Annotated in this window: 26 protein-coding genes and 1 pseudogene; 5 read left to right on the forward strand and 22 right to left on the reverse strand. The window is 70.0% G+C overall.

All coding sequences use genetic code 11. The features are described from left to right. The 22 genes and pseudogenes from Scani_RS38035 to Scani_RS38135 all read right to left on the reverse strand — a co-directional run. Window positions 1–457: pseudogene (locus Scani_RS38035) on the reverse strand (hypothetical protein); the annotation flags it as partial. A gap of 20 nt (window positions 458–477) precedes the next feature. Further along, on the reverse strand, window positions 478–1,176 hold the full coding sequence (locus tag Scani_RS40185; RefSeq protein ID WP_167538220.1) for a hypothetical protein: 699 nt from the start codon (window positions 1,174–1,176) through the stop codon (window positions 478–480). A 13-nt stretch (window positions 1,177–1,189) separates the two neighbouring features. Then, window positions 1,190–2,047: a relaxase/mobilization nuclease gene (locus tag Scani_RS38045; RefSeq protein ID WP_159482615.1), complete on the reverse strand. Its 858-nt coding sequence runs from the start codon at window positions 2,045–2,047 to the stop codon at window positions 1,190–1,192. Continuing rightward, window positions 2,044–2,820, reverse strand: coding sequence for a hypothetical protein (locus Scani_RS38050; protein ID WP_159482616.1), 777 nt, complete (start codon window positions 2,818–2,820; stop codon window positions 2,044–2,046). The genes Scani_RS38045 and Scani_RS38050 overlap by 4 nt, the downstream gene beginning before the upstream one ends. Then, entirely contained in the window at window positions 2,817–3,251 is a 435-nt protein-coding gene (locus Scani_RS38055; protein WP_159482617.1) for a hypothetical protein, read from the reverse strand. The genes Scani_RS38050 and Scani_RS38055 overlap by 4 nt, the downstream gene beginning before the upstream one ends. A gap of 101 nt (window positions 3,252–3,352) precedes the next feature. Beyond that, the gene (locus Scani_RS38060) at window positions 3,353–3,850 is read right to left on the reverse strand and encodes a hypothetical protein (protein ID WP_109893057.1); all 498 of its coding nucleotides are present in this window, start codon (window positions 3,848–3,850) and stop codon (window positions 3,353–3,355) included. A 95-nt stretch (window positions 3,851–3,945) separates the two neighbouring features. Next, complete coding sequence (locus Scani_RS38065; RefSeq protein WP_167538221.1) at window positions 3,946–5,043, reverse strand: hypothetical protein; 1,098 nt, start codon at window positions 5,041–5,043, stop codon at window positions 3,946–3,948. Between the two features lie 88 nt (window positions 5,044–5,131). Then, on the reverse strand, window positions 5,132–5,821 hold the full coding sequence (locus Scani_RS38070; RefSeq protein WP_159482618.1) for a hypothetical protein: 690 nt from the start codon (window positions 5,819–5,821) through the stop codon (window positions 5,132–5,134). Then, entirely contained in the window at window positions 5,752–6,201 is a 450-nt protein-coding gene (locus Scani_RS40505; RefSeq protein ID WP_218039245.1) for a hypothetical protein, read from the reverse strand. The genes Scani_RS38070 and Scani_RS40505 overlap by 70 nt, the downstream gene beginning before the upstream one ends. Continuing rightward, the gene (locus Scani_RS38075; RefSeq protein WP_159482619.1) at window positions 6,198–6,656 is read right to left on the reverse strand and encodes a hypothetical protein; all 459 of its coding nucleotides are present in this window, start codon (window positions 6,654–6,656) and stop codon (window positions 6,198–6,200) included. The genes Scani_RS40505 and Scani_RS38075 overlap by 4 nt, the downstream gene beginning before the upstream one ends. Before the next feature lie 52 nt (window positions 6,657–6,708). After that, window positions 6,709–7,821 (reverse strand): acyl-CoA dehydrogenase family protein, encoded by a 1,113-nt coding sequence (locus Scani_RS38080; protein ID WP_159482620.1) that lies wholly within the window; start codon window positions 7,819–7,821, stop codon window positions 6,709–6,711. Next, complete coding sequence (locus Scani_RS38085) at window positions 7,814–8,545, reverse strand: glycosyltransferase (protein WP_167538225.1); 732 nt, start codon at window positions 8,543–8,545, stop codon at window positions 7,814–7,816. Before Scani_RS38085 ends, Scani_RS38080 begins: the two co-directional genes overlap by 8 nt. A gap of 49 nt (window positions 8,546–8,594) precedes the next feature. Beyond that, entirely contained in the window at window positions 8,595–9,380 is a 786-nt protein-coding gene (locus tag Scani_RS38090) for a hypothetical protein (RefSeq protein WP_159482621.1), read from the reverse strand. A 34-nt stretch (window positions 9,381–9,414) separates the two neighbouring features. After that, window positions 9,415–9,984, reverse strand: a complete 570-nt coding sequence (locus Scani_RS38095; RefSeq protein WP_159482622.1) for a hypothetical protein — start codon at window positions 9,982–9,984, stop codon at window positions 9,415–9,417. A gap of 10 nt (window positions 9,985–9,994) precedes the next feature. Beyond that, window positions 9,995–11,509: a putative type IV secretion/conjugal transfer ATPase gene (locus tag Scani_RS38100; RefSeq protein ID WP_159482858.1), complete on the reverse strand. Its 1,515-nt coding sequence runs from the start codon at window positions 11,507–11,509 to the stop codon at window positions 9,995–9,997. 45 nt (window positions 11,510–11,554) lie between these two features. Continuing rightward, on the reverse strand, window positions 11,555–12,082 hold the full coding sequence (locus tag Scani_RS38105) for a hypothetical protein (protein ID WP_109893075.1): 528 nt from the start codon (window positions 12,080–12,082) through the stop codon (window positions 11,555–11,557). A gap of 21 nt (window positions 12,083–12,103) precedes the next feature. Next, window positions 12,104–12,574, reverse strand: coding sequence for a DUF6238 family protein (locus tag Scani_RS38110; protein WP_159482623.1), 471 nt, complete (start codon window positions 12,572–12,574; stop codon window positions 12,104–12,106). 48 nt (window positions 12,575–12,622) lie between these two features. Beyond that, on the reverse strand, window positions 12,623–14,095 hold the full coding sequence (locus Scani_RS38115) for an SCO6880 family protein (RefSeq protein WP_167538222.1): 1,473 nt from the start codon (window positions 14,093–14,095) through the stop codon (window positions 12,623–12,625). A gap of 72 nt (window positions 14,096–14,167) precedes the next feature. Beyond that, window positions 14,168–15,499, reverse strand: coding sequence for an SCO6881 family protein (locus Scani_RS38120; protein ID WP_159482624.1), 1,332 nt, complete (start codon window positions 15,497–15,499; stop codon window positions 14,168–14,170). 32 nt (window positions 15,500–15,531) lie between these two features. Then, entirely contained in the window at window positions 15,532–16,206 is a 675-nt protein-coding gene (locus tag Scani_RS38125) for a hypothetical protein (protein WP_159482625.1), read from the reverse strand. Continuing rightward, complete coding sequence (locus Scani_RS41480; protein WP_159482860.1) at window positions 16,206–16,523, reverse strand: DUF6112 family protein; 318 nt, start codon at window positions 16,521–16,523, stop codon at window positions 16,206–16,208. Before Scani_RS41480 ends, Scani_RS38125 begins: the two co-directional genes overlap by 1 nt. Window positions 16,524–16,646: 123 nt before the next feature. Beyond that, entirely contained in the window at window positions 16,647–17,765 is a 1,119-nt protein-coding gene (locus tag Scani_RS38135; RefSeq protein ID WP_159482626.1) for a C40 family peptidase, read from the reverse strand. 511 nt (window positions 17,766–18,276) lie between these two features. Here Scani_RS38135 and Scani_RS38140 point away from each other — a divergent pair. The 5 genes from Scani_RS38140 to Scani_RS38160 all read left to right on the forward strand — a co-directional run bounded on the left by Scani_RS38140 (window position 18,277) and on the right by Scani_RS38160 (window position 21,810). After that, window positions 18,277–19,032 (forward strand): DNA-methyltransferase, encoded by a 756-nt coding sequence (locus Scani_RS38140; RefSeq protein ID WP_159482861.1) that lies wholly within the window; start codon window positions 18,277–18,279, stop codon window positions 19,030–19,032. 246 nt (window positions 19,033–19,278) lie between these two features. Further along, window positions 19,279–19,836 (forward strand): DUF4913 domain-containing protein, encoded by a 558-nt coding sequence (locus Scani_RS38145; protein ID WP_167538226.1) that lies wholly within the window; start codon window positions 19,279–19,281, stop codon window positions 19,834–19,836. Beyond that, window positions 19,833–20,306 carry a hypothetical protein gene (locus tag Scani_RS38150; RefSeq protein ID WP_159482628.1) on the forward strand — a complete coding sequence of 158 codons (474 nt, stop codon included), beginning with the start codon at window positions 19,833–19,835 and terminating at the stop codon, window positions 20,304–20,306. The genes Scani_RS38145 and Scani_RS38150 overlap by 4 nt, the downstream gene beginning before the upstream one ends. Before the next feature lie 18 nt (window positions 20,307–20,324). Beyond that, window positions 20,325–21,026 carry a hypothetical protein gene (locus Scani_RS38155; RefSeq protein ID WP_159482629.1) on the forward strand — a complete coding sequence of 234 codons (702 nt, stop codon included), beginning with the start codon at window positions 20,325–20,327 and terminating at the stop codon, window positions 21,024–21,026. A 28-nt stretch (window positions 21,027–21,054) separates the two neighbouring features. After that, window positions 21,055–21,810 carry a hypothetical protein gene (locus tag Scani_RS38160; RefSeq protein WP_159482630.1) on the forward strand — a complete coding sequence of 252 codons (756 nt, stop codon included), beginning with the start codon at window positions 21,055–21,057 and terminating at the stop codon, window positions 21,808–21,810. The last annotated feature ends 1 nt before the right edge of the window (window position 21,811 follow it).

Here is a 21,811-nt window from a genome sequence, read left to right on the forward strand (position 1 = left end):
GGTCCGCCTGTGACGGCTGCACGCCTTGGGCAGCGTTGTGCCGGGCCTGTGTGAGCGCGATGTCGTAGCGGGCAAGCAGGTCACCGGCGACCTGCTCGGCCCCCAGGAAGGGGTCGTCGGTCAGGGCAATGCCGTTCGGCTCGCTGACACCGCGGTATGCCTCGTCGGGCAGGTCGCGGGGGGCGACGGCGGCGATGAGGAAACCGTCGCGCTCGTCGTGACGGTGGAGGACGGCGAGCCTGGCGCCGTCCGACCGGGCAAGGACGGCTGCCTGCTGGAGTGGGTGATGGGCGAGGGCCTCGGCGACGAGGTCCAGGTCCCAGATCCGGTCGACCAGTTCGGCGAGGTCGTCCTTGTGCTCGGGCGGGAGATAGGCGCTGGTCCAGCTGTCAGGGAGTTCGCTGGCGAGGACGTCAGCGTACGAGGCGAGACGCTCGGAGTTTTCGTGGTCGTGCATGGTGTCCTTGGGCGGGTGGGTCAGCGGCGCATCGCGGCGGCCACGGGCGGGGGAGGCGGAGCCGGAACCGTGCGCGGCGGGGGCGGGCAGGCGCACACGGCGGAGCGCTCTCGCTCGTTGGCGGGGACCTGCTCGGTGCAGATGCTGCGGCCGGGATGCGGGACGTGGCGGTCGGCGAGGTCGTTGCGCGTGTGGGAGAGGTCGCTCCTGATGACGCCCAGGCGCTCGTCGGCGAGGTAGCGCAGGCGTCGGGCGATGTGCGGGTCGGCCGCGTCGCCGAGGCCCTCGTGGAACTCCGCGAGGGCGACGAGCACGTCGTCGAGAGCGGCGAGGACGCCGTCGTGGGGGGCGGTCAGCTCGGCGAGGGTGTCGGCCACCTCGTCGGTGGTGGTGGCTTCGCGGATGGACTCGGCAATGTGGGCGACCGAAGTCCCGAGCGGCAGGTGGTGCGTCGGGCGGTCGTCGGTGTCGAAGTCCTTGTCGCAGTCGACGTGGTAGCTGGTGGATCGAAGCCGGGCGACCGCTTTGGTGGCGAGGCGGGCCTCGTCGTGCTCCGCGAGGTTGGTGGGGACGCGGTGGTATGTCTCGTGGGCTCGTACGACGGGGACGAACCCGGTGCGCTGGAGGAGGCTGTGGGCCTCTGGGTCGCCGCCGCGGGCGAGGACTTCATCGGAGTACGGATCGCGTCGGATACTCAGGAAGCGGTCGGCGTGGGCCAAAGAAGCGTTTCTCCTAACGTGGTTGGCGTGTGACTGCCTTGACTGTGGGCGGGGCCGGAACGGCTGTGCGCGGCTGGGGCGGGGCGTTCAGGCTGGTGGCGGTGGCTTGGAGGTCCTGCTGGATGCCGTAGAGGCGGTGGGCGATTAGCTCCAGGCGATGCGCAGTGTCGGCGCTGGCGGCACCGGCCTGGTCGGCGAAGCGGTGTGCGGTGTGCTCGACGAGGCCGCGCACAGCGACCAGCGGGCCGTCCTGTTCGTTGGCGAGCTGGGCGAGAACCCTGGCGAACTGCGTTGACGAGGTCGGCGCTTCCTGGCTGCTGCCGCGCTGTCGGGAGGCGGTTCGTGGGGGAGTGAGGCGCAGGTCCTCTTCGATGGCGCGGGCCTCGTCGCAAAGCCGTCGTAGGAGGTCGGCCGGCTGGCGCTGCCAAGTGCCGTCGAGGCGAATGAGGTTAGCGATCAGGTCCAGGCGTCCGTGTTTGCCCTGGACAGCGATCCAGTGGCAGTCGTTCGAGTCCCCTGGTGTTTCGATGCCGGCGGCGCGGGCGAGACGGTGGGCGGCCTCCGCCCACTCTGCACGGGACAGCTCCCGGTCGTCGGGGTGGAGTCGCGCATCGAGGTGGAAGATTGCCCGCCGGTCGTCTTGGGGGCTGGCGGCGAACGGATGCTCCAGGAGTGGGTCTTCGAGGTGCTCGGCCCACTGTTTGGCTGTCCACGTGGCCTGTTCGTCGTCCAGGATGTAGGAGTCCAGCCCCGGCCAGTAGGCGACGACGGCATGTTCGGTCAGTCCGCCCACGAAGGGCACCGCGTATCCCAGCGCCTCGCTGAGCGGGTCGTGCGGGGTGTGGGTGCGTTCGTTGATGCGGGGGATCATGCTGCTGTTCCTCCCGCGGGGCTGGGGTAGGGCATGTCACGGGCGGCGGCGATCAGGGAGCGCTCGCGCACCAGGTCGGCGTGCACTGCGATGTCACCCGGCGGGAGAAGGTCCAGGGCCCGGTCGATGGCAGCGAGCCCCTCGCCGTACCGGCCCAGCCGACGCAGGGCGCCGGCAACGCGGAAGAGCAGGATCGGGTCTCTGCCGGTGTCGAAGCCCGGTCGGGAGCTGAGAGCCAGGAGCCGCTCCGCCCCTTGCTCCAAGTCCTGGCCCAGCCACAGACCGTGCAGCAGAACGTGCAGCGTCTTGGCGTGCTCCCCTGCCTCCGCGAGTACCTCGTCCATCAATGCCAGGCCCTCGGGACGGGACTGGCCCAGCAGCGCGAAGACGTACAGGGCGCGGCTGTAGCAATCCAGTGACCGGAGCGCGGTGCTCGGGAGCTGTTCGATGAATGCTTGGAGGGTGGGGCAGCGGAAATCGAACCGCAGGGCGCTCAGGTACAGATGCCGGAAGGTGCGGCTGGTGACCGGATCGGGGCCGGCGGCGGTGGCCCGCTCCGGGCTCAGCAGACCAAGAACGCTGTGCCCAGCGGAGCGTGCCGCCCATGCAGCATTCGCGCATACCTCAGCCGATTCGCGCCAGTCGGCGTCGAGTTCGCGCAGATCCCCTGCCAGGCGGACCGGCCAGGACGTGTCGGCCGGATGAGCGGTGGCTCGGGCTTCCGTGTCGAGGAGAGCGCGGGCTCGGCCGGGGCGGCGTACGGGGAGGGTCACCGGCAGCTCCGGGCATCGGCGATGTGCACCAGCTGGCCAAGGGCGGTGGTGGTGTACCAGCCGCAGTCGATCAGCGCGTCGTGGTCGGCGTACTTCGGCAGAAGGTGGTCTTCCATGGCGCGCAGGTGTATCAGACACTCCGGGCAGCGGCGCGAGAGATGCACCAGGTACCGGGGGTGGCCTGTGATGTACGTCTGCGCGCCTCCGGTGGCGTCGCGCAGACGCCATCCGTCCTCGTCGGTGGGCGTGTGCCACGAGGGGGCGACGACGTGCGCTGCATCTCCCCACAGCTCCCCGCCTGCCACGCCCTTGAGGATGACGACCTGGTCACCGGGCTCGAAGTGGGCATGGGTGATGTCCCGGGCGGGCGTGAGCGGGTCAGGCGTCGGCGCGAACGCAGGTGTGGGCGGGGGCGTCGAGGGCGAAGTCATACGAGTCCTTCCACGCGGATAGGGGTGGCGGCGGAAGGATCAATGGTCCGGAGGATCGCCGGTTTGGCTAACCGGCGATCGTCGTCTATGTTGCCCCCCCGTCAGCGGAACGGGTTCTCCGTCCCGCGCTCCGACTCGCCAGCTGCGTCGAGGAGTTCGAGCAGGTCAGAGCCGTCGGCGTCCCTCTGGTCGATCCACCATCCGGCCTGCGTGATCGCTCGTGCTTTCTCCTCCACTTCCGCCCAGTCCGCCTCGTCCCAGGTGCCCTCGATGACGAGGGCGGTGTGCGCGGCAGTCATCAGCTGGTGGCGGGACCGCTCGCCCCATTCCAGGGCGCGCTCGGGGCCTTCAAGCGGCGGCATGTCGAACCGCTGCGCCCACTCCGTCGCGGCCTGCTGTTCTTCGGCCCGCTTGGCGGCAAGCCACTGTGCCCTGTCGGCGCTGTCACTGTGGCGGCCAGCCTGCCAGCAGTCCGTGCAGTCTCGCGCGGCGAGCCAGCGGGCGAAGCCGGCGCGTTTGTCGGCGGGACGGTTCGACAGGTCGTGTGGCAGATCGTGTCCACAGGTGTGCTGGACGTTCCAGGTCGTACGGACAGCCATAGGTGAATCTCCTTGAAGACGTGCAAATAACGGGAAGTTGGGGTGCCTGCCCAGGCGTGTCCGCGTCGGTGCGTCGACCGGGGCGGAACGGTGCTCTAGCGGTGACGGGCGGTTGCTGTGGTGCGCGGCGGCGATGCGGGCGGTGTGGTGTCCAGGGCGAGTCGCGGGCGGATCCGCGGTACGGGGGTGCGGTGAGGCGGCAGGACGGCGATGGTCGCGCCGAGGTCTTCGGCTGCCTCGCGGACTTCGCGGGTGAGGAATTCGACCTGTCGGCCGAGCGCGGCGAGCCGGGCAGCGACCTGGCGGCCCTGCACGCTCTCCAGGGCGAAGGCGAACTGGCCTGCAGTATCCAGGAGTTCCTGGAGACGGATCAGCGGGCCCGCGTCGTAGCCGCGCTGGGTGGCGGTGAGCAGAGCTTCGGAGACGTCCGCTGCGGTGCGGGCCTCGACGACGTCCCGGCGCAGTTCCTGCAAGGAAATCTCTGGCACCGGCTCCGGGCGGTTGAAGCGCGAGACGTCCGGCCGCAGCACCCCAGGGGGAACGGGGCGCGGTAGCGCCTGCCCGGCTGCGTACTCGTTGTCGTAGTGCCCGATCACCTGAAACTCCGGCCCGTCCGGGTCGCCGGCCAGAGCAATCGTGGTGGACGTATCGTCCTCGACCAGATCGGCGAGCGTGATCCGTCGACCGTCAGCGGCGTACCACGACTCCATCAGCTCCAGCTCACCACGCCTCCGTGCAGCCTGGGCCCTGTCGGTCCACATCTGCCGTTCCGCGAGGCCCAGTTCGGGTGCGGGCTGGTGATGCTGGTCGGTGAGGTCGGCGGCGATGGAGCCGTGGTCGGCCCAGGCGGCGAGATGCGGCCACACGCCTGCGTGCTGCTCGCGCTCAGCGTCCGAGCCAGGAGTGGCGGGCTCATCGAGGACGCGGACGATCTCGGCGTGGGACGTGGCGAGGCTGTCGAGGACGCTTCGCCACGCGGCGGCGTGCCGGGCGGGAGGCAGCTTGTCGAGAGCGCGGTGGGCGACGGTCAGCAGTTCGTCGGCGCGCGGGGCGAGATCCATGGCGTACGCCTCGATGGCTGCGTGATTTCGGCGTGCGCGGGCTGCCGTGGCGGTGTGATGGTGGACGGTCCGCCCGTGGCGGTCGCGGGTGGTGTCGAGCGCGGTCTCCACCTCGCGGTCGATGACGGCCATCCGCAACCGGAAGTCACGGGCACGGGCGCGAAGTTCGGCGGTCGAAGGCGTGGGGGATGTGGGGATCGGTTGCTCCTAGTGGTCGGTGTCAGCGGGACCGGCCTGTACTCGTCACCGCAGCTGGCGGGACGGGAACGGCGTTCGGGGTTGCCGGCCGTGTAACGGTGGTCTGGCGCGTGGGGGCAGCCTGAGCGAGCTCGATCAGTTGCTCGCCCTCGGTGAGCCAGAGGGCCATCGCGTCGCCTCCGCCGTTCTGCGCCTGGCCGAGAGTCGCCTCGAAGTAGTCAAGAAACGCGGCCTCGTGAGCGGCGAGGGGAGTGTTCGGGCTTCGCAGGTGCGCGATCAGCTCGGGGGCGTGGTCGAGGAACCGGTCAAGACCCGAGGCCAGTTCCCGCGGATGCGGCTCGACGACATCTCCGGGCTCGTAGGTTTCCTGGGCCCAGCGCAGGTCGTCGTCTGCCTCGGTCAGGCGCGAGGAGAAGACCGCCTCCTGGTACTGCGGCAGCAGCCGGTCTTCTACCAGGCTGGCTGCCATGTGGGTGCCAGCCGCGCTGATGCTGCTGGGTCCGGCGACGAAAGTCTCGATGATGTCGGGGCTGGGCAGCATGGCCCCGATCACGCACTCATTGTCGGGCTGGACCAGCAGCAGCTCGGTGTCGCCGCCGGTAAGGCGGGCGGCGCAGGGGGTGCGGTGCCGCTCCAGGGCTGTCAGGAGGGGCCCCGGGCCCCAGACCCAGGGCAGGAGGTCCCTTTGGCGGTCTGCTTCGGGCAGCGGCACGAGGTCCACTTCCCAGTGGCCGGGCAGCCGCTGCGCGAGATCGACGGCGATGTCGCCGAGGTAGGGCTGGGGCTCAGGGTGACCGTGACGTCGAGGTCGCGGGCGAACTGGCGCAGCTGATGCAGTGCCTGGCGGGTCTGGTCGGGATCGACCGTGGGCAGCTGATGGATGCCGTCGTGAGCTGGGGTAAAGCCGGCGAGTTCCAGGGCGGTCGTGGCCCACTGGCGGCTGGCACCCGAGACGTGGCCGGCAAGAGTGCTGTGGGCTGTGCGGTGGAGAGTGATCTCGGCGGCCACGTCAGGCGACGGTCCTTCGTTTGCGCCGATGGCCCAGGGCGCCCCGCCGTAGGTGATGCGCATCGGCTGGCGCGGAGTCGTCATCGCGACCGGCCGGGGGCATAGGCGGGGGATTGGGCGGTGGGCGCGTACCCGGGTTCCGGCAGGGCCGACCGCGCGGGCGGCAGTGAGGCCGTCGGTGTCATGCCGTACTGCGGTGACTGGCCAGCGGCAGCCTGTGCGATCCGGCTGCGCCGCTCCGACAGGCCGTTGGGCTGGATGGGGCGAGGCGGACTGGCCTGGGCAGCCGGATCGAGGGCGACGTCGGTTTCCACGGCGTAGCCGTGGCGGCGCAGGTCGTGGACGGCCTGCCGGGTGCGGCGCGGGCCGTCGCGCTCGGGCTCGGTGAGTCGGAAGAGGCCCGGTTGGTCGGGGACGGGCACGAACTGTTCCCGGTCGAGGAACCAATGGGCCAGGTGCGCGGGCATGGAGGAGGAGAAGGTGGCGACAAAGCCGTGGTCGGGGTGAGTGCCGAAGGCGAAGTGGGTGGATGGGGCCAAGGGGCGGAGCTTTCTGTCGTGGCTGGGCGCGGGCACCGACGGGCGGGCTGTCTCAGCGGCGCGGTGCGGGGGCGCCCGGCGGGAGGGCGCGAGGTGTAGCCGTGGGGGCGAGGCCGTTTCGCACACGTGGGGTGCAGGTGTGCGCCTGGCGGAGGAACGTCTCGCCGTGGGTGAGCCAGGTCTCGATGGGCGTCCAGGTTCGGGTAGCGCGCTCGCCGCGGGTGAGCGGGACGCCGGAGGCCAGCTCTTCGTGGACGGCCTCGGCGTCGGCCAGGGCTCCCGCCAGGCGTGCAAGGGCGGTGGCGTCCTCGGGCCACGGGGTCGTGGCGGGACGGCAGCGGTTCAGCAACGCGGGCGCGTGGTCGAGCACGGCGAGGAAGTTGCGCCAGGCGTTGTCCAGGAGATCCTCGGTCGCGCTTCCGAGGGCATCGAACTTGAGCGGGGTGGCGTCGCTGTACTGGCCGGAGGCAACCATGGCCGTCCAGGTGCTGTGTTCGCTGCGGAGGCGGGCGAGCGCTGTGGCGACGGCGTCGGTGCTGCGGGCATGGACGGCGCGGTCGTAGGTCGGAAGGTACCGTTCGGTGATCGCTCGTGCCGCGAGACCGGGGGAGGGCGGCAGGACGACGCTTCGCGGGGCATGCGGGTCAGCGAAGCCCGCTTCCAGGGGCATGGGCGCGAAGGCCCCGATCAAGTAGTCGCGTTGGTGCCCGGGGCGCTCGGCAAGTAGGAGGCCGGTGCCGGTGGTGGCGTTGGTGAGGGTGGCCGCGTACGGGAGGCGGGTGGTGCGCACGGCGCGTCCGAGCTCGCCGCTGTCCCACAGCCACGGCACGAGGTCCTCCTGCCACAGGGGATGGGAGTAGATCTCGACCTGTGCATCCCACTGGCCGGGCAGCAGGCGGGCGACGTGGTTAGCCATGTCGCCGATGAACTGTCGGCTGCTGACACTGACGGTGGTGTTGTGCCGCTCGGCGCACCGGATCAGACTGGCCACCGTGGTACGGGAAGCGGTTGACTCGTTGGCCGGCAGGTAGTAGATGCCGGCTTCGCCGCGCTGGAATCCGCTCTCTCGCAGAGCGGTGTGCGCCCAGGGGTACTTCTCGCCGGAGGCGAGGGCGACGATGCCGTTGTGCCGACTGTCGGTGAGGATGATCTCGGCGTCAGCCATGGGCGAGTGCCTCCCCGGACCGGAAGGCGGCGCGCAGGCTGCGGCCGTAGTTCCAGGCGTGCTCACGGGACGCGGATTCCAGCTGGTCGTACGTGGCCTGCTTGGTCATCTGGCCCGGGTGCTTGCGGTAGCGGTAGACCGGGACGGGTAGCAGGACCCCGGGGGCGAGGTTGGTCACGCCGAGGGCCATGTAGTCCTCGCCCTGGACGAGGCCGCCCATCGGCGCCGCTCGCACCAGGTCGGTGCGAGCCAGGATCGTGGTGGGGCCGATGGGAATGGTGTCCGACGGGCGCTTCCAGTACGTCCACACATCACCGGCCTGGTGCAGGCCGGGCGGCGTGGGACAGCGCCACAGGGTGGTCGAGCCGTCGGGGTGACGGTCCTCGCTCCATCCTGCGCACCAGCCCACTCCGGTTGATTCAAGAGTGTTGAGCCGCGTCGCCATGGCGTCGTCGGTGAACTCGTCATCATCGTCTGCCCAGTTCACATAAGGCGTGCGGACCTGGGTGAGTGCGAGGTTGCGGGCGCAGGCGGCGCCGACGGCCCGGGGGAGGGCGAGAGTGCGGATGCGGGGGTCGGTCACGAGCGGCGCCGGCAGGCGGGCGGGGTCGGCGCCGTCGATGGCGATCACCGCTTCCCACGGCACGGTCTGCCGGGTGAGGCTGGCGTGCATGGCGGTCAGGTAGTCGAGACGGTCGTCGCGCAGGCGGGTCGCGATGACGATCGTGATGCGGGGAGTGGGCAGGTCGGTCTCCGGAGAGGGGCGGAAGGAGTCAGCGGCGTGCGGTAGTCCGAGGCTTGCCCGACGCGGTGGCGGGAGCGGTCGTCGGCGGCGCGGGTGGGACTTGGTTGGCGGCCGGTGCCGCGTGGCGAAGATTCACACCGATGCCCTGCGTCGCGAGCTGGTGGGCTACCGCCTGAATGCGAAGTGCACGACCGTCCACGCCGTAAGCGGTGGGCAGGAGGAAGGCGGCTCGGTGAGGGTGGTACTGGAAGCCATGCGCGTACAGGTGTATCCGTGCCTCCTCGGGCACGCTGGCATAAGGGGTGCCCAGCACTCCGTCCTCGTACCAGAACAGAGTGACGAGCTGGTCGGCCTCGGGCGGGGCGTGAAGCAGTGGCGGCTCAGGCTGTTCCAGGGCGTTGCGGCGTACGTCGAGCAGGGCGCACCTGTAGTGGGGCAGGAGACGTCGGGTGACCGCGGCGGCGGCCCGCAGCGGGTCGCTGGCGACCTTGATGCCGTTGGGCTCGCCCACACCGTCGAAGTGGTGCGGCTTGAGGTTCTCATCGCGGAGGGGGGCGACGAGGAACTGGTGGCGGTGCAGGGGCCGGTCGATGACGCAGAGCTGTTGTCCGGCGGGGCCGTTGAGCAGCGCGTGGTGGCGGAGGACGAACTCGGACAACGCCCAGTACGCGAGGCCGTTGTCCCAGACCTCTTCCCCTAGGGGGAACTGGTCACGGTAGGCAGCGTGCTGGTGATACTCACTGGTCCAGGTGCCGGGCAGGCGGGCGGCGACGGAGGCGGCGAAGGAGGACAGGTCTGCACGGTGGTGGGGCATGGGCTCCTTGGGGCCGAAGTGTTTTCGGTTCGGGTCAGCGGTGTCGTGCGCTCGGCTTGGGCAGTGAAGGTGCTGGGATCTCCCGTTGGGTAGCTGTCGGGAAGAAACGGTGAATATCGAGGTGGTTGCCAAGTTCCTTGGCCGCGTCGCGCAGCGATTCCGACGTGCGCCGCAGATAGGCGCGCCCCGTGGCATGGTCGATGACCATGCTGTGTTCCAGTTGCTGCCTGTCGGCCGGGCGGGAGGACCGGCGCAGGGAGAGGGCGGTCTCCGCCGTCTCTGCGAAGTACGGTGCGGCGAAGCACGCCATGGTGGAAGCCGTCGAGAGGCGGGCGAGTACACCACTGCCGTCTCGGTTCGTGCTGTGGGCGGTCTGGGCGAAGTCGGCTGTGAGTTGGACGACGTCGTGGGCGAGGGACTGCGCGTCGGCGGCGTGCTGGATCAGCTCGGCGTAGGGCGGCGCGGCCGGCACATGGCCGGTGCAGTCCAGCAGCTGCCACTGCTCCGCGGCGTCGAGGAGTTTGGCTTTCATGTCGTCGAACTCGGCGATAAGACGGAGGGCGTCGTCGCGAGGTATCAGTTCGCGCTGGACATTGGGCTTCATGAGTCTCGTGTCAATGCATTCGGGCGTCGGTGTCGAAGAGCGCTAGCTCGTGGCTGTGCAGGAGGTGCTGCACGATGAAGCTCCGGCCCGCGACTTTCCACAGGCCCCTGCCACGGTTGAGGTGCGCGATGGCGTCCATCTCGACGGAGGTCAGGCCGAGCAGGGAGGCTGCGGCGTGGAGCTGATCGGTCTCTTGGCGGTAGATGATGCGGGTGGAGCAGTCGGCGAGGAGGCCCTCGGCCAGCGCCCGGCCTTGTGATCCGGCGTCGCCTGCGGTGAGCAGATCGCTGAGCCGGTGGATCACCATCAAGTTCGCGATGCCGAGGCCGCGGGAGAGCTTCCACTGGGCCTGCATACGTTGCAGCAGCCCGACATGGCCCATCAGACGCCATGCCTCGTCGTAGACGATCCACCGTCGGCCGCCGCGCGGGTCGGTGAGGGCGGACTCCATCCAGGCGGAGGCGCAGGTCATGGCGAGGACGAGTGCGGTGTCGTCACCGCCTCCGCCAAGCCGGGACAGGTCGATCGTGAGCATCGGCGTGCTGGGGTCGAATTGCACGGTGGAGGGTGCGTCGAACATGCCGGCCAGGTCGCCGTGGACCAATCTCCGCATGGCGTGGGCGAGGTCGGATGCTGCCTCGCCGAGCCGTCCGGACATCATCCCGGCGGCTTCGTCGAGCTGGGTGGGGTCGTTGAGGGCGACGGCGACGTCGCCGAGAAGCGGGGCCCGTCCGGCGGCTTGGGCGCGGGTGACCACGGCATTGAGGGCGACGTCGAGGGCGGTGTGCTCCATGGGCAGCAGGTCCCGGCCGAGGACGGTCCGGGCCAGGGAACCGAGCAGCAGGAGGCGCCTCTTGCGGATCTCGCCGACCCAGTCGGCCTCGGAGATGCTCTCCGGGCGGGGCGCGGCATCCAGAGGGTTGAGGCGGCCGGGCAGTCCGGGGCCGAGCGCGACGGACGTACCGCCCAGTGCCTGCGCTACCGGCGTCCACTCACCTTTGGGATCGCAGGGGACATAGACCCGGTAGCCGAAGGCGACCGACCGGAGGGCGAAGCTCTTGGCCAGCGCGCTCTTGCCCTGGCCGATCACCCCTGCCAACAGAACGTTGGGATTGGTGAACCCGTCGACCTTGCCGTAGAGGGCGAACGGGTCGAACACGAAGGAGGCTTCGGCGTGGACGTCGCGCCCGATGTAGATGCCTTCCGCGCCGAGTCCACCTTCGGCGAGGAAGGGGTACGCGCCGGCGGCAATGGCGGTGGTCATGCGGTGGGATGCCAGTTTCAGACGGTTGCCGCGGGCAGAGGCGGGACCGGGGCGCCCACTGAGCGGGTACAGGGGCGCGGGTGTTGCGGGTCCGACGGGTGCGGCGCCTGCCGTGTGGACGGCGGCCTCGGTGCGGGCCTTCGCGGTTGCCTCGGCGAGGCGGCGGCGGGCGGTTTTCCGGGAGGCGCGGTCCGTGCCATGCGGGGTGAACAGGGGGCTGGCGCTGGCGCGGCGGGCGCGGCGCGCGGGTCGGTGGTTTATGGCAGGGCGGCTTTCACGTGATGACGGTCTGGACGCGGTGCGGGGTCAGACGCGCGGGGAGGCGCGGAAAATCAGCGGCTTCCGGTAGCCCTTGCCATCGCCCGCCCAGTCCAGCTCGATGTAGCCGTCGGCGAGGTAACGGCTGGAGCCCGCCTTGTGCTTGAGGGTCCCGGTCTCGTACGAGCCGTTGCCGTTGCTGCTGCTGTGTTCGAGCGCGTGTCCCAGGCCGGTGTAGTTGGCGTACTTCACGACCGGGTCCGTGCCCTTCACGCTTCGCTTGGTCTGCAGGTGGAAGCGTGCCTTGTTGAACCGGTTCTTCGGGGCCGAGTAGGGGCCGTCCCAGTTGACCTTGGCCGTGGTGTAGATGTAGCCGCCGCTCCTCTTGGCGCACAGCTTCACGTCGAAGTCCCAGTTGTCGGAGTCGGGGTTGAACGACGGGTCGTCGACGGTGTAGCTGCTGGTGGTGCAGTGGTAGCTGGCGGCGGAGGCCGGTGCGGCGGTGGCGAGGGCGGCGGTGCCGGCGAGCGCGGCGAGGATGGCCGCGGTGGAGGTGGAACGCTTAAGGGCGCGCATTTGGTGCCTTTCGGTGGTGGGTTACTGGCTGCTGGGGGCGGTGTGGCCGTGCAGCGGGGTGTTGAGGTCGCTCGGAGTGGTTTTGCGGCGGACGACGTGACCTGCGGCGAGGTGGCGCTGGCAGATGGTGAGGACCGGTGGGCCCTTGGGCAGCCGCTCGGGGTGGCACTCGGTGTCTGCCGAGGTTTCGTCCGCCACGGGCAGGAGGTGGAAGGCGTCGTGCACGGCGGCGGCGGTCTGCCACAGCCGTGTGTGGGCGGTAGCCAGGTGTCGGCTGGCGGCGGGATGCGGCGGTCGGGAGGATTCAGCGAGCTGGTCGAGCAGCTGGTGGAGTGCGGTCAGGTGGGCGTGCAGCACGTCGAGGTGCATGCGGTCCGCGGACGAGGGGGTGTGCTGGGCTCGGGAGGCGAGGCTGCGCGTGTGGTGGCGGATCCCGGCGGTGGCGGCGCGGAGGTAGGGGTGCGCGTCGTCGGTATGCGTAGGCGAGTTCAAAGGGGCGGGGTCCTTGCTGCCGCCGTATCGGTAGAGAGGGCGGCGGAGTCAGAGGGTGGTGCGAGCCAGCGGCAGTGCGGTGACAGCGAAGGCGTCGGGCTGCTGGTAGTTGAGGCGTCGCAGGTCGACACCGGCGGTGACGGCGGCGGTCTCGATCTGCGCGCAGGCGGCATCGAGGAGGTCGTCGGTGTCGGCGGTGACGGTGACCAGCCCGGTCAGGGCGACATCGGCGTGTCCGGCGATGAGCTGCCGCTCGCGCTGCTTGACGTCGGCGTATTCGACGCTGTCCTCTTCGCTGTCGACCTGGCCGCGGCGGGCGCGTTCGCTGGCGTCGGCCATGATGGCCGATTTGCGGCGCTGGACGTCGCGCAGCGCCGACTCGATTCCCTGGGGCACATACACCAGAGACAGGCTGCGGCGGACCCCGGCGGTGAACATCAGGCCGTGGAGGAATCCGGCGCCGACTTGGACGCGCGGCCAGTTTTCCACCCAGTAGGTGGCGTGGCGGGCGGAATCGGTGGCCAGCCGGTCCCAGTCTTCGACCTGGACGACGGGTCCTGCGGCGGCGGGGTCAGCTTCCGCGCGGCCGGTCTCGGACCACTGCTGCAGGGCCGACAGGGCTTTGGGGTCGTAGGCGGTGCGGATGACGGCTGCGATCTCCCGTGCGCTGAGCCAGCCGGTGACCGTTAGTCCGGCGTTCCGGGCGGCCTGGGCGACGCTGGCAGTGGTCTGCTGCATCACGGTGAAGGCGCCGGGCAGCCCGCCGCCGGCCTGCGATATCAGGCGCTTGGCGGCCTTGAGGTCCAGGGAGATCGCGAGGTACGTCTCGTGCGGTGCTGCCGCGGGTCCGGCGGCGGCGACCAGTTCGGAGTAGACCTGCCCGGCGACCTGGGTGTCGGGCCGGCCGTGCTGGGTCCAGTGCCGGGCGAGGGTGTCGCCGCTGTCGGGGACGGTGCGCTCCAGTACCTGCACGGTGGCGACGTGTCCGGTGCGGGCGATGCCCGCCAGTGCTCGGCCCCACCCGGTCACGTTGTGGTTCTGCGTCGCGGGGTCGAGCAGGGCGAATGCGCGGCTGCTGACTCGGGCGATGGCGGTGAGGGTCTGCTGGTGCGGGTCGTGGATGGCGGCGGAGCCGGTGGCGGAGTCGCCGGGGGTGACGACCTTGAGGGAGGCGGAGGTGCCTGGCAGGTGGAGGATGCCGTCCTGCCGGGGCCGGGTGATGGGACGGGCGAGCCAGAGGGTCTGCCCGGTGCGGCGGCGGTTTGCGTAGCGGGCCACGATGGGGGCCCAGTCGATCAATGAGCGGCCGTGTCGGCGGATCATGACCAGGGCGGCGACGGCCGCCCACAGCGGTGCGAGGGCGATGGCGCCGAGCAGCCCGGTCGTCACGACCGTCACCAGCAGTAGGGCCAACGCACACGAGACTAGGGCGAGTTGGGGGAGGGTGAGGCCGAGGAGAATGCCGCGGCGGGACCGGTGCGGAAACTTCACCGAGACCGGGGCGACGGAGAGATCAGACAAGGAGCAGTGGTCCTGGGCGCGGGGCTGGGGGCGGGAGACGGAGACCTCCCGCCCCCAGGGATCGGACAGGGGCTAGGGGCCGGTCGGCGGCGGTGGGGAGGCGCTGACGGGCTGTGAGCCGGAGGGCGGCGCCCCCTGTGGCGGCGGGGTCGTGGTGGGCGGCGTGGGCTGCCATCCGCCGGCCTGGCCGGCTGCGGCGCCCTGTCCGCCTGCTGCTGAACTGCCGCCTACGTGACCGCTGGTGTCATCGGCGGCATTGGTCGGCGGCGGCTGGACGGCCTTCTCCAGACCCGACTTGGCGGCGTCACCGCCGGGCGAGACCCCCGAGTCTCCGCCGGAGGACGTGGCGGCGATGTCGCCGGGGAATTCTCCGGAGCCTGCGTCGGGGCCTTGGGGCGCTGCGCCGGCTCCGGCGGCTGCTCCGCCGGTTCCAGCAGTGGCGGCCATGGAAGCGCCCTTGCGTCCGGCGCGCTCGGCGTGCTGCCGGGCCATCTGGGCACCGGCACCACCGGCGCGGTGGATCGACTCCCCGTCTGTGCCCTCGGCCGCCCAGTGCACGAATTTGAACACGGCATAGGGGCAGAGCAGGACCAAGACCATGATCACGATGCCGGACAGGACGTCGGCGAGCGCACCGAGCCCGCCCTTGGGGGAGGTGTTGCCCATCGCGGCGACCCCTAGCACGAAGATGATCGTCATCAGCAGCTTGGAGACCACGAGGGTGGCGGTGGCTTCGATCCAGCCCTTACGCCAGCGGCGGGCGGCTTCCCAGCCGCCGCCGGCGCCGGCGAACACGGCAAGGGTGACCATGACGAGGATGCCGACCTTGCGGACCATCATCACGCACCAGTACAGGACGGCGCCGAGGGCGACTCCGAGGCCGGCCACGGTGGCGACCATCCAGCCCAAGCTGGAGAGCGCGCCGATCTCCGCGACCTTCACGGTGCGTCGCACGGCAGTCTCGATGGACTGGTGCGAGGCTTTGAAGAGCCCGTCGGACAGGGCGTCGACCACTTCGATGGCGATGGTGGTGGCGGCGACGGCGCCGAAGGTGAACAGAACGCCGCTCATCGTGCCGGTGAACGCCTGTGCGAGGGCTTGTCCGTCGCGTCGGACGGCGGCACGGATGAGCTGCGCGCAGAAGGTGGCGACCAGGATGGTCAGGCCGATGGGCAGCAACATCTCGTAGTTGTCGCGGAACCATCCGGCGCCCAGGTCGACATGGGTGGTGGAGTTGACGGCTTTCGCGGCGAGGTCGGCTGCCGCGGCGGCGAGTTCGCCGGCGCTCTGGGCGATCCAGTTGCCGATCGCCTTGCCAGGGTTGGAGGCGAAGTCGATCGCATCGCCGGCTGCGTCGGTGGCCGAGCAGACCTTGTCCGCCAGGGGCAAGTCACAAAAGCCCATGGGAGCGTGTCCCTCCTTTCGGGATCAGGCGGTCAGGGCGCGACGCGGGGGGCGATGGCGGCCAGGGAGCAGTCGTGGTGGGGCCGGCACTGCACGGCGAGCGTGATGGCGCGGTCCTCGGCACCGCCGCCGTGCTTCTTCCAGGCGATCTTCTGCTTGCCGTTAACGGTGACGACGTAGACGTACGCCTCGGTGATCGCTGACGGGTCGTCCGCCAGGGCCTGCTTGAACGTGCTCGGGAAGTGGCCCTCGGCGGCCGTGCCGGTGGCGTGCTGGTCCTGGTCGGCCATACGCGACCACAGCACCGGATCAGGGACCTGGCCGGAGACTGAGGTCCAGTCGGCGTACTTCGCCTCGCCGGTCATCCACGCCTGCATGCCGTCGAGTTGCTGGTTTCGGCTGGTATTCCGGGTGTCGTAGGACCACAGCATCTTCGCGGCGGCCTTGGCGTAGGCGACCGGCTCAGCGGTCCGCGGCGGCTTCGGCACCGACCCGGTCTTCGCCGGCCGGTCCGGCGCGGGCGCGGGTGGAGACGAACTGCTCGTCGGTGTGGGGCGGTCCGGGTGCTGTTCGCCGCGTCCGGTGAGGAAGGCGACGCCAGCGGCGATGGCGAGCAGTACGGTCAGGGCGAGGGCGCCGATCGCGATGCGTCGGTTGGCCGGCCAGCCGAAGCCGTAGGCGGATCGGGGAGAGGGGGGCTTGGGCATCAGTGGATCTGCGACCCCAGCGAGCTGAAGAAGGCCACAATTCCGTTCGCGGCGCCAAGACCGAGGGCGGCACCGGCGGAGACGGTGGCGCCCTTCTTGCCGTTCGCCTCGGCCTGGTGTCCGCCCGAGTGATGGCCCCAGGCCCACACACCGAGCGAGACGGCGAGGGCGCCGACTACGGCGATGATGCCGAAGAGGTTGATGCTGTTGACGACGGACTTCAGGACGGAGAGTCCGGGCAGGCCACCGCCCTGCGGTGTGATGCCCGGGTTGTAGGCGAGGTAGACGACCGCGCGGTCTACGAGTGACGTGGTGATGGCAAAGCTCCTTGCATGCGCAGGCCCGGTGAGACCCGGCCCGGCGGGAACGGGGAGAAGAGAGAAGAGGGAGGGGCGCCGCGCTCCGGGCCGGAGGAGAGGCGACGGGCCGGGCGGGCGGCGTCAGAGGACGCGGCGGGCGGCGAGAATCGTCCAGTCCGTGATCGGCGTGATCCGGACCGGCTTGGTGGTCCTGGGAGCCTCGATGACGAGGCCGTCGCCCATGAACATGCCGACGTGCTCGGGCCGGGAGGCAGTGCCGCGGCTGAAGACCAGGTCGCCTGGGCGAAGGTGCGTGGCGGAGACGGCCTTGCCCTCGTGGACCTGCGTGTACGTGGTGCGGGTGAGCTTGACGCCGGTGTGCGCGTACGCCTGCTGCATCAGCGAGCTGCAGTCGCAGCGGCGCATCGGGTCAGGTCCGTGCGCGGCGGTGCAGGTGCCGCCCCACTGGTAGAGCGTGCCGAGCTGGTGCATCGCCCACTCGATCGCCCTGCGGGCCTTCGGATCGGCGTCCTTGGGGATCTTGTAGCCCTTCGGGACGGTGCCCTCGGGGATGGGGCCCCAGCTGGAGCCGTCCTTGCCCGGGACACACGCTGAGGAGGCGCCCGATGACGCGCCCTTGGGGTCTTTGCCCTGGGCGGAGTGGGGGAGGGACGCGGTGATGGCCTTATCCAGCGCGGTGGCCAGTCTTTCCCACTTGGCGTACGCGTCGGGGAAGCCGGACGCCTGGACGGCTTGGGCGGCCTGGGTGACGGTCAGCTGCTGCCAGCCGTGCACCTTCACCAGTGCCTTGTAGAACTTCGTCGTGGCGTAGACGGGGTCGTGGAGCTGCTGGGCGGTGCCCCAGCCCTGGCTGGGCCGCTGCTGGAACAGCCCGACCGAGTCGCGGTCGCCGCTGTCCAGGTTGCGCAGGCGTGATTCCTGCATCGCGGTGGCCAGGGCGACGACCTGGCCGCGGGCCGGCACGTTGAGGCTGATACCGGTGGTGACGATGGTCTGGGCGTTGGGGATCTGCGTCGCGGGCAGCGTGAGGTCCTTGATGTGGACGTGCTTGCTGTCCGCGCCGTCGAGGATCTTGGTGATCTTCTTCGTGACCGCACCGGTGTCACCCGCGGGGAGGCAATCACCGAACTGGCCGCTGTTCTGAGCGGCTTGGCTGGCAGTGGCCATCATCGTGGCCGTGCCGAAGAGGAGTACGGGGGAGAGGACGACGACGCCGAGGCCAGCGGCGAGCGCCTTCAACCCGTGCGGCCCGCTCGCAGATCACCGTTTTCGGGCAGGGGTGGGTAGCGAGAGGTCATGAATGTGTCCTTCGGGTGCAGTTCCGGCGTGCCGCGTGCGCTTGGAGTGGTGGAGGGGTGCGGCGGCCGGGGTGGGCGGTCGAGGTGGTGGTCGGCTTTGGCGAGTTGCCGCTCGCAGTGCCGGCCAGGAGGCGAGCTAGGGGTGCCGGGGCAGGGGGAACCTCCGTGAGGAAGGGTGGGGGATCAGCCAGCGGCGGTGTGCGCCGGGCAGTTCAAAAACAGTAGGCCCAGATTGGCAGTTGACCAAAAAGTCGACGTGAGGGGTCGGAATCCGACCCCCCTGTGCGTCACTTCTTGGTCGTCGGCGAATTCGCCTCTACAGTTTTGGGACTCCCCTCGCCTCCCGCTTGCAGCCCTGGGTTTCTGTATGCCCAATTTCGGCTCGCAGGGACTTGCACGTGCGAAACGGGGAGGTATTCCACCTCAAGCTCCCACCCGAATCGGGGTTCTCTTTGCCCTTTTCCCTTCACCAGGGCGACGCTCTGAGCGTCCTCGCCGATCTTCCGGACGGCTGCGTCGACTCCGTCATCACCGACCCGCCGTACAACTCCGGCGGGCGCACGGCGAAGGAACGCACCACCCGCAGCGCGAAGCAGAAGTACACATCCGCCGATGCCGGCCATGGCCTCGCCGACTTCACCGGCGAGAACATGGACCAGCGCAGTTACGGCTTCTGGCTGACGCAGATCATGACCGAGGCGCACCGGCTGACCAAGACGGGTGGCACCGCCCTGCTGTTCACCGACTGGCGCCAGCTCCCCGTCACAACAGATGCGATCCAGGCGGCCGGGTGGCTGTGGCGGGGTGTGCTGGCCTGGCACAAGCCGCAGGCCAGGCCCCAGAAGGGGCGCTTCACCCAGAACTGCGAGTTCATCGTCTGGGCTAGCAACGGTCCCATCGACGCTTCCCGTAACCCGGTCTACCTGCCGGGGCTGTACTCAGCCTCGCAGCCGTCGGGCAAACAGCGCCAGCACATCACGCAAAAGCCTGTCGAGGTGATGCGCGAACTGGTCAAGATCAGCCCCGAGGGCGGCACGGTGCTCGACTTCTGCGCCGGCTCCGGCTCCACGGGGGTGGCGGCCCTGCTGGAAGGCCGCGACTTCATCGGCGTAGAGAAGACGCAGCACTACGCCTCGATCGCGGCCGACCGTTTGACGGAGACAATCCGCACAACCCTCACCCAGGACGACGTGACGCTCACTGCCTGACGCCACAACGGCACGACCTGCGGCGGAGTTTTACACCCTTCGCGGACCTGGCGGCACCCCATAGCCCTGCCGACAGTCCGAGGGCGGAATTGCTCACCACACTTCCCGCTTCCCCATTTCCACGGCTCGTAGGAGGCCATTCCTTTCATGCCTGAATCCGTAGAACCCCCTGTCGACGGGGAGTTGGAACCGGTCCGCATTCCAGATGCCCAATTGGAGGGGATAGAGTCCAGCGTCCGACGGCTGATGGAGCAGTCGGCCCAGCAGGCCCAACAGCTCGATCACCTTTCCTCCACCCCGGCCGCCGGGGGCGCCTCTCCGTTCGCGGCGTTCGGCCTGCCGGCGCCCGGCGGTCCGGTCCCGGCAGCGCCGCCGGAGCCCCGTCCCATCCTGGAACTGGAGGGCGAGGCGTACGAGGACGAACTCGACGGCCTCTCGGACTGGGTGGATGACTTCCTCCTGCCCGCCTACGGGACGGAGGTCACCACGGCGACCCCCTGGTGTCTGCAGTGGCAGGAGCACACCGACGTCGTCGCTTGGCTTCATGCCCTGTGGCTTGCCTACCAGCAGCACAAGGACCCCGAAGCGGGCCCGTCCGGGATGCTCGTATGGCACCGGGACTTCCTGACCCACACCATCGCCGCGATCCGCTCGCCAGGCGGTCCGCTGTCGGCGTGCATGACCTCCCCGGACCGACCCGCGCACCGGGTGCTTCCCGGACCTCCGCCATCGGCGCGAGCCGAGAAGGCGACAGAGACCGAGCCGGAGCCATCCGCGTCCGGTGAGCACGAGCTGACGTCATGACCCGGGGGCAGCATCAGCCGGCCTTCGGCCTGAGCTTCGATCCTCGTGCCCTCACTGACCTCCTCCAAGCCCCCACCGACATCCGCGACCTCACCCTCGCGTACCTGCAAGAAGTGGTGAACGCGGAGCGATTCGGGCTCCGGCTCACGGGTGACTTGGAGGGCTACCGCAAACTTTTTATCGACTCCCGGAAGGACTGGCGCGTCGTCTACGGCCTCCGCCCGGCGCCCGAGACATCCACCTACCGACAGGAGATCCACGTCGTCGCTGTCCGGCCACGGGCCGGCAACGACGTCTACGACACCGTCGGACGCCGCCTGGGGATGACCAGTCGGCCGCTGAGCGCGCGCACCCACGCGGCCCGCTCCAGCTCCCCGCAGCTCACGACCCGCAGCCCGGCGCCCATGCCTTCCGCGGTACCGGGCCTGCCCCACCTCCCACAGGCACCCTCGCACCATCACGCCCGTTGAATACACGGAGCCTTGCCTATGCCTCCTGATCCCGCGCCGGTACCCGCCCGGCGCGCGGTCTCCCAGCTCGACCACCGCATCGAGTCCAGCACCGGCCACGACGTCGATGCCCTGCGAGCCCGTCGCGACCGCGGCGTTCTCGACGAGCTGCACGCCCGCCTGGTCGACCGGCACCGCGAACTGGCCCAGGCCGAGACCGCCGTGACCTTCTACCGCACCCACCTCCACCGCTTGACCAGCGGCGAGTTCCCGATCGATGGAGCCCTGTTCGAGCGCATCAAGAGAGCCGTGGAACAGCTGGAGAACGCCGCCGACGAACGCGACGCCGCCGCTCCGCAGGTGATCGCTGCGCTTGAGCCGATCGAGTCCGCCGCCCGCACAGCGCCAGCGGCCAGGAGCGAACCGATCCCAGCCGCCGACCAGGCAGCGCTGCTGGCCATCATCGGCGGCGCCAAGCTCTACCAGCACCTCCACACCGGACGGATCTCGGCAACTACTGCCGCCGGCATCCGCATCCCCTATCCCGAGCTGAAGCGGCTCGAATCGGCCGGGCTCATCTCACGGGACACCAGCCATCCCCTCCACGCCGGCCAGCCGCTCGCCCTGACCGAAGCCGGGCGCACCGCGCTGGTCTCCGTCCGCCGCATGCCGGCGACCGAGGCGGCCACGAGGATCACCCGGCCAGGAGCGTGGCCCACCACCTCAGCTCATCGGCGCTGACCGCGCCGATTCCCCATCGAAAGGCTCCATGTCAGCTGCCGAATCAAACCCGCCTGACGACCGAAGTCGGCACGTGCCTGAGCTGGATGCCCGGCTTGACGGCTTCGGGGCCGACGAGAAGACCACCCAGGACTATTACGGTCAGATCGCCCTGATCGAGGACCACCTCATCCCGCTCGGCGAGCACCACACTGCCGATGGCGTCCACAGCTTCTACGTCCTGCACGACTCCTCGGCCACCTGGGACGTACCAGGCCACCCCCAGTACGTCGCTCTTCACCTTCAACGCGACCTTGAGTCAAAGACGTTCCGCTTCGAGCGAGCTCTGCTGCCACTGCCCGCGATGGCGCAGTCGTGGCTGATCCACCGTGGCTGCCCGCCGCAGTCCATCGGGCTCAACCCGGAGCTGGGCCCGAAGCCCGCGGACGAGGCGACGCGGGCCCTGGAGCGACGGCTCATGACCGACGGAGACCGCTTCGCACTCGGGTACTCCTACACCTGCGACGACCCGGGCGACCCGGTCATCGTGGTGGCGCTGCGTGCCCTGGACGAGCAGGCCCCGTCCGAGTTCCGCGTCGTGGCCGAGGAACTCGATTCCAATGCGTGGACCTACAGCCTGCGCGAGGGCTTCTTCGACACGGTCGAAGAAGCCCTCCAGTGGTGCGACGACCGGCTCAGCGGCACGGCCGGACCGCTCCCACCCGTCAGGCCGGCCACGTCATTCGCCCGGACCGCTCCCGCACCGAAGGCGCCTGCTCCACGCCCGCCGGCCCGATCACGATAAG

It is taken from the genome of Streptomyces caniferus (genome assembly GCF_009811555.1).
Lineage (GTDB): Bacteria > Actinomycetota > Actinomycetes > Streptomycetales > Streptomycetaceae > Streptomyces > Streptomyces caniferus.